4 protein-coding genes are annotated in these 7853 nt (G+C 57.2%); all 4 read right to left on the reverse strand.

Annotation, left to right across the window (positions count from 1 at the left end; translation table 11 throughout):
• Positions 1-35: 35 nt before the first annotated feature.
• The 4 genes from AC1Q6Y_RS24200 to AC1Q6Y_RS24215 all read right to left on the reverse strand — a co-directional run bounded on the left by AC1Q6Y_RS24200 (position 36) and on the right by AC1Q6Y_RS24215 (position 7769).
• Positions 36-2552 (reverse strand): fimbria/pilus outer membrane usher protein, encoded by a 2517-nt coding sequence (locus tag AC1Q6Y_RS24200; RefSeq protein ID WP_492625310.1) that lies wholly within the window; start codon positions 2550-2552, stop codon positions 36-38.
• A gap of 18 nt (positions 2553-2570) precedes the next feature.
• Positions 2571-3326 carry a fimbrial biogenesis chaperone gene (locus tag AC1Q6Y_RS24205; RefSeq protein WP_492625311.1) on the reverse strand — a complete coding sequence of 252 codons (756 nt, stop codon included), beginning with the start codon at positions 3324-3326 and terminating at the stop codon, positions 2571-2573.
• A gap of 76 nt (positions 3327-3402) precedes the next feature.
• Positions 3403-3954: a fimbrial protein gene (locus tag AC1Q6Y_RS24210; RefSeq protein WP_492625312.1), complete on the reverse strand. Its 552-nt coding sequence runs from the start codon at positions 3952-3954 to the stop codon at positions 3403-3405.
• 239 nt (positions 3955-4193) lie between these two features.
• Positions 4194-7769: an RHS repeat-associated core domain-containing protein gene (locus AC1Q6Y_RS24215; protein WP_492625313.1), complete on the reverse strand. Its 3576-nt coding sequence runs from the start codon at positions 7767-7769 to the stop codon at positions 4194-4196.
• Between the last annotated feature and the right edge of the window lie 84 nt (positions 7770-7853).

The following is a 7853-nucleotide window of genomic DNA, read 5'->3' on the forward strand; positions in this document are numbered from 1 at the left end:
CAGGCGCACCGGGTGTTGAAGGACGAGGGGTTACATCAGCGGCAAGTCAGGTCCTGAACCCGATACCCCTGCTCCATGGGCATTGCCTGAACATCGACCTGCAGCAGGCATTGCTCGGTGACCGCGTTGCCCCATTGCACAGTCAGGGTTTGCACACCATCGACGGTGCTCAGAAGCACCTGGCCAGCCTGGCCGACAATGCCGAGTACTTCGCCATCGTCATTGCTGACCTGCGCACCAAAGGGCAGGGGAGCGCCAAGGCTGTCACGAGCGGTCAATACCAGGCGTTGTACGACTCGGGCAGGAAATGCCACCTTCACCACGGCGCCTCGACGAGGCACTACCTGGGCGATGCCATTGTCGATCTCCACATTGGGATCGAGTTGGTCGGTGTCGAGGATGACCCGGTTCACCCGATAGGGCTGCAGGTAAGGAATCAAGGCGTAGCCTTGGTCATTGGTCTTGACGCTTGCGGCGTTGACCAGACCGACGCCGGGGATCTGCGGAACATGGGCCAGGCCGCTGGTTTCTCCCAGGTACGGGCCGAGCGCCAGCCCGTCCGGATGAAGCAACAAGGCGCCGCTGGCATTGAGCGACAGATTGTTGTACGCCGCACTTTGAGTAAAACCGGCGCCGATGCTGGCAACAGAGGTCTGGTAGCCCAATGCCAATTCGGCGGTTTGATCGTCATATTCATTGTTGGCCACCGACGCCCGATAGTTGAGGCGGTCGCCCTCGGTCAGTCCCGACAGGGTGGCCCGCTGGCTATACAAGCCGCGGTTAGACCGCACGTCAAAGGTGGCGTTGGTCGAGCGGCCGAAATCCAGTGGCACTGAAATGCTCAAGCCGAACTGACGGTCACTGGACTGCTGGTCATTGAGCGATTGCGAGGCATACAGGTTGTAGCTGGTGGCGTTATGGCGGGTGCTGAAGTTGAACTGGAATTGTCGCTGCCGATAATCGGAGCGCCAGAATTCTTCCTGGGACAGTGTCAGGCTGAGCGAGCTATAGGCGCCGACGTCCTGGAACACCGAGGCCTCCAGCAGGCTGCGCCGACTGCCGTGGTAACCACGGTCGGCACTGCGCTCGCGTATGGCTTCGGCGAAGTCACGATAGCCTTCGGTCGAGTAGCGATACCCGGCAAAGCGCAGATTGGTTCTGGTGTCAAATGTCTTGCCGTACTTGACCGCATAACTCATGCCCTGAACGTTACGGCTGCTGTCACGGGTGTCGATATCGGCCGAAGAGCGTGTTGCATCGAGCGACAGCGCGCCGAGCGCGCCCAGGTTTTTGCCGATGCCCAGTGTGCTGGCCTGATAAAAATCATTGGCCATCAAGCCGCCGTAAAGCGTCGAATTCCAGCCAACGCCGGTCGCCAGCGTTCCTTGCCAAACCATCGCATCGTCCACCGAGTAGGTCGGTGCGTTGTAGCGCCCCAGGCTGGCGCTGTAGCGCCAGATGCCTTCGCGCAGCAGGTTATTGAGCGTCGAATAGGGTTGGGTGAAGCGTCGCACCTGGCCGTCGGCTTCGGTCAGGATGATTTCCAGTTCGCCACTGCCGCCGGCGGTCGTCAGGTCGTTGATTTCATAGGGCCCGGCACTGACGTAGGTGGAGTAGATCGGATAACCGTTCTGACGGATTTCGAGCCTGGCCCGGGTCTGCGCCACACCCCGCACCACCGGGGCATAATTTTGCTGCGAGTCGGGCAGCATGCCCAGGTCGGAAGCCACCTGGACCCCTCTGATCGGAATGCTTCTGAATATATCGCCAGGGGTGTAGGTTTCGCCGACTGTCAGTTGCGAATGCGTGCCGGGAACGTCCCGTTGCAGGTAGGTATAGGCGCGCGACCACGTGCGTTCACCCTGGGCGTCGCTGCGAAACACATTGTTGCTGCGCAGGCGCCACGCCCCCAGGTTCAAGCCGCTGTTGAAATACAGGTCCTGGCTGCTGTTATGGCCGGCGCGAGCGCTGTGGCCCTGTTGCGCGGACACCTGATAGTTGATGAACGCCGAATTGATTCCGTAATCCCAAAGATCCGGGTCGACGTGACCGGCCACATCGCGACGCATGGCAATTTGCGGAACGGAAATCGACAAGGCCAGCTGACCCCCGTCAAGCTGCGCCGACGCGCCAGGCACCAGGCGTGCCAGATCGATGCACGTTCCCTGCGCCATTTCAGGGTCGGCCAGCGCATCGAGCTTCACACCGATTTCCGCGATCAGCTGGGCCGACAGGCAGGGTGTCAGTCCGTTGCCTTCGGCATTGGCGACGAACTCGATCTCGCGCCGGTCAAAGAAACTGCGATTGACATCGATGCTCACCAGATAGCGTCCCGGCAGCAGGTCCTGGCCCGTGGAGAGTGACTTCAAGGCCAATGCGCCGGCATCGCTGGCGCGGTTGTCGGTTTGACGCATGAAGCTGGACTGAAACTCCACTTCACCCTCGGCCACGGCCGGGCGAATCTCCAGCATCGCAAGGCTGCCACCGGCAAAAATGAAAACGGCGAACAGACGACGGGCAGGCGTTATGTTGCGGTACGGAAAAAGAATCATGGCAAACGTCCGCACCTGTTAAAGATCGAATTGAACCGGCAACGTCATCGGGTCGGTGTATCCGCCGAAATCGGTGATTACCGAGAAGCTCACCTGCATCCCCGGGCGCGGTTTGAAGCCGTCCAGTTCATAAGTCCGGGATTCGAGCGGCAGCGACATGGGCGTGTCTTTAAGGGAAACGGTCTGGCCGTTCGCATTGAGCTCTATGCGCACGAAAGACACATGAAACGGGGTGGGGTTGTTCAGCACCAGGCGACTTTGACCGTCGACTTTCTTGACCGACCAACTCAAGTCCTTCAAGGCATCCAGGGCATTGCGCTTGATTTCAATTGGGCGATAGAACAACTTGATGCGTGTGCGCAATGAAATGTTCAGCTGATTGACTTCGGCACTTTCCCGTTGCGGTATTTCCTGGACGTTGAAATAAAAAAGTGATTCGCGATCTTTCGGCAAAGTGTTGGGCAATGCATTGATTTGAACTTGTTGCTCTTTGCCGGCATTCAAGCGAAACAGCGGTGGAGAGGCGATGAAGGGAACGGCAGTGGTCTGATCGTCGGCAGCAGTGTTAACCCAGGTTTGCACGGCGAAGGGTTTGTTACTGGGGTTGTTGACACTCAGTGAAACATTGCGTTTGTCACTGTCGAACACTACACGAGTATTGCTGACGGTCAGGGCAGCATAACTTTCAGGTAACCAAAGACTCGTAGCGCTCAGCAAAAAAGCAGCAAGTAACCCTGTTCGGTAACGAACAGAGTGGTTAGTCAAGCCAGACATGATAAAACCCTAAATCGAAAAAACAGCAGAAAGCAACGGGCGCTGTGGCCCGCTGCTCATGCAGATGAAAGAAGTATCAGTTGATATCGACGCGGAAGTTGACATCCGCATCGGCAGGACCGGCTGTCACGGTCGCCGCTGTGGCGATGTACACCGCGGTGAAATACATCAAGGTCGGGTCCGTTTCACTGAGGGGGTAGATGGCCGACTTGGTGCCATTTTTCACCAGGGTATTGGTGTTGTCCTTGATGCCTACCGCAACGCCCGTCGCTGCGCCGGCAACCGGCTTGATGCCATAGTGATCACCAGCGCCGCCTTGAACCGACGTGTAAGTCACGGTTGCATTGAGTTTGGTCGGGTCAAGCACGCAGCCGCTGCCGGGGGTGATGCGCATCTGGAAGCCACGACCGCCGCCTACCGAACCGACGCCGGTGAACACACCGCTATCGACCGAACCCAGATTGACCAGGTTGCTCACCGCGCCACTGTCCGGGTTGACGATTTCAATCGGGCAGGAGGCGGTGCTGATTTTGCCGGTGAAGTTGATGGTGCCGGTGTTGGCGAATGCCGAAGTGGCGGCCAGGCTCAGTGCCAGGCCAAGCGGCAGCGCGAGTAAAGAAGTTTTCATGTTACAAATCCTTAGTTGTTTTTTAATCCAGCGTTATAGGCTCGAGACAGCGCTGGAAAATGCTCATGGAGGGGTGAGCGAGAAATGATTGTTGAGTCGTCTCGACGGCGGGAGTTTAGTGATGGGGTGGGGCGGGGGATATGAGAGAATTCTCAGTTTTTGCAAAAGGTGGATTATCGTATGTATAAAAAACGGACTCCCGCTTCGTGGAGCTGGAGTCCGTATTAAATTACCTTGATTCAGTTGCTCTGACGGACATTTACAACTCTAGCGATGATGTCCTGTTTTTGACCAATTTTACTTTCTATTTGGATATTATCTTCGGCCCAAGCAGATTTCATTGGTACAGGTTCACCAGCAACATATCTTGTTTTACCAGCTTTAGATGCTGCAAGGTCATCCCAACCCCAATTGCTACGCCTCGACGAAGGGTCTGAATTAAAAGTTGGTAGTTGATTCTCGGGGGCGGGTGCAGGTCCCCGATTAACAGGCGTTTGCTGGAGGCGACTTGGTCCTGGTAGTGGATCTGTCTCCCGCGCAGGGCGGGCTGCAGGTGAACGTTTTGGTTTGGGAGGTACTGGAGGTGGCGTCCGAGTCGCTATACTTACGCGAGCAGTCTGGTTATTAACCATGGTCGTTGCAGTCGTTATGTCATTGAAGCCGGAAAGCCTCGACTTGACCATATTATGCCAACTTTGAGCCGCCTCCGCGGTTGCCCTTTTTAGGCCCTCTTTTATTGCAAGATAAAAGCCCCCCAAACCAAGTCCGGCGTCAATAAAACCACCAACCATCGAGTTCTTCTGATACTTTTCGCGATCTTTCAGCTTCACCGCGTGAGTCGCCATGACTCCTTCGTAGACGGCAACCCCCCCGAAACCCACGCCCACTGCTGTGAACGAACCGGTGAAAATGCCGGAAGCCACCCCTATCGGTGGGGCGACGAAAACCGCCGCGACGGTCAAGAGGATACCCACACTTGCCAGGAATGCGCCAAACACCCCTTTCAGGTTTGTCCCTCGATTGGCGTGCCCCGTAGGATCGACGAAGTTGATCGGGTCGCCGGCGCAATAGGCGTAACGATTGATCCCGCCGGCGCCGAACGGGCTGTACGAGTCCGGGCTGTGGAAACGCATCAAGGTCGGGTTGTACGCACGGTAACCACGGCCCAGCAGATACCAGCCGCTGATTTCGTCACGCACTTCGCCGTTGAAGCCCAGCAGGCATTTCAGATCATCGTCAGGATTGCGTTCGCCATAGGCGCCATACACCGCTCTGCGCAGTTGGTCGTGCTCGCCTTCGGCCAATACGCTGTTTTTGTTGTCGGTCAACAGCAGCAGAGTCTGCTCCGGGTCATCTTGTTGCTGTTGGCCCAGGGGCTGATCTTCGATGTAAAGGTAGTGGATTTTCTTGTCGGCCTGTTCGGTCCGTGCCAGGCGCTCGTCCTGATAGAAGTGCAAGGTTTCTGCCGTGCCAGCTTTGGTGACACCCAGTAAATGGTTGTGTGCGTCATACCGGTAATGGCTGACCGTGGTGCCGTCGACAGCGCTCACCCGCAACAAGCGCCCCTGGCTATCGTAATGCAGGGTCTGACCGTTTTCATCCTGCAGCAGGTTGCCATCGCCGTCGTACTCGAGCTTGCAACTGGGGGGGTAGTCGGGGTGCTTGTGAGTGACTTCGACCAATTGACACGGGTCGTGCGGTGAAAAATAGCTCATGGACTCGTCGCCGCTTCCATCGGCAAACTGCGTGTAGACCTCGGTGACGTTATCCAGCGCGTCGAATATGAACAGTTGTTCCTTGATCGGGTTTTTATAACGGTCCTGGGGCAGGGCGGGGCCATCGCAGTAGTAGGCCACCATGCGCCCACGCGGATCGTAGTCGAAGGTCTCCAGCAATTGGGTCTGATCCGCCACCTGCAAATGCCGGGTCCGCAACTTGCTGTCGCTACGGTAGGTCTGGCTTACCGTTTGTTTGGGGTGGCCGTCGAGCAACATTTCACGGCTGATCTCCCGGCCCTGATCGTCGAAGGTCAGGGTGGTTTGCAACACTTGGCCGGTGTGTTGATTGCGGGTGGTGACTACGTTTGCCCGCCCCAGATGGTCGTAGTCGAAACTGGCCAGCAATTGACCCTGCGCGATGGTTTTAATCCGGGCGCTGTCATCATAGGTATAGGTGCATGCCAGACCATTGGTGTCGAGGCGGCTCAGAGGGCGTCCGTTCAACGTGTGGCTGTAGGCGGTTTCCCATTCCTTGCTCGATGCATTGTCGGTCCAGCGTTCATTGCGCAACTCACCCGTAGAGCTGTAGCCGAACACATGTTTGCCCTGGGTGTTTTGCGACAGGGTCAGCTTCGCGCTCCGTTCATCATAGGTAAAGCTGGACTGCTCATCGGGAGCTATGCTGCCCACCGGCATGTCCACCAGTCCGAGCTGGTATTCATAGGTGATGGTTTTTTGGCTGGCGGTGATCATCTTGCTGACTTGAGATCGGCCTGCTTCGTATTCGAAACGCTGAACATAGTTGCCGACGGCCAATGCGGTGCGCCGCTCCAGACCGTCGTAAGTCTGCTCGCCGACGTTGACTGGGACTTCGTTGACGATCGCCTCGATTTTCGTCGCCAGTTCATCGGCACTGTGCGCTGCATAAGACCGACAGATTGCCGTGTAGTCGGGCAAGGTGGTGACATGCAGTCGGGAAAACAGGTCGTACTCAAACCGGGTGGATTCACCCATTTCGTTGATTTGTTCAACGCAGTTCCCCAGGCCGTCATAGAGGAACAGACGTTCAGCGACCATCTTGCCTTGTGCATCCAGCGCTTCGACCTTGTCTTCCTTGCCGAACAGATTGAGCGTGTTCCGGGTTTTTCCAACCTGCCTGATGGGAAGAACGGTACTTTCGCTCCACGTACACAGGGTGTTTGTCGTCGGATCGACCTCAGTGACATGCGCCACGCCATCGGGCCCGATCACTTTGTATTGCGCACCCCAGGCGTCATATTCGAAGCGTTTGAGCAAACGCTTGTCGGCCGCACCTTCCCAGTCGATATCGGTTTCGGTGATTAAATGCCCACGGTTGTTATAGGTTGCCAGATAGGTGTCGCGAAACTTTTCAGTGTCCCCGCCCATCCCATCGGCATCACGTCGGGTGTTCCTGATGACCCGGCTGAACCCGTCCAGGTAATTGATGGTTTCGACACCGTTGACGTCAGTGACACGCTCCGTGGCCTGTTGACCATTGCCGCCATTGGTGAGTGTATAGAGGTAGGTGCGTCTGGCTTCGTGAGCAACCGAGCCGGGTGACGCGATTTCTTCGACGACCCGGCCGAGTCGGTCATAGCGGTACGCGATGGCGGTGTCGGTGCCATCCATGACCGAAACTTCTTGACCGTTGTGCAGCGAGACTTCTTTGGTGATGGTTTTGCGAACGGGCGCGCCTGGCGTGTCGTCGAAACCGATCACTTCACTGTCCGTTCGCATGACCAGGGCGTTGATGCGAGCGTTGCGGGTGACGTTGTAAGTGTATCGGGTGGTGGTCAGGGTATCGTCCTGGCCATTGAGTCTTTGTGTCATTTGGCGGAGCAGGCCATGGCTCGCTGGATCCGTTGGCTGGATGATGTAGTCATGGCTGAGGTGGCGCACCTCTGCCACTGCTTGACCATCGACCATGTGCTCCAGCGTTTCGTTCTTAAGCGCCAGCCACGTTTCCTTGTCGATCAGGCTCGGGTGTTCGCCGTAGGTGTAACGCGTCTGCAGGGGCGGCGCGTTGCCGTAGTCGGACTTCGCCGGGGTCACGGTCTTGCGCTTGAGATTGCGCACGAACCCCTGGGGGTCCGCCGGGCAGCCTTCCTCGCCTTCGGCCTTGTACCACTCGCTGGTTTCGGTGACGCCGTTGGCGTTGAC

It is taken from the genome of Pseudomonas sp. GW823-FHT06E10, from assembly GCF_058794995.1.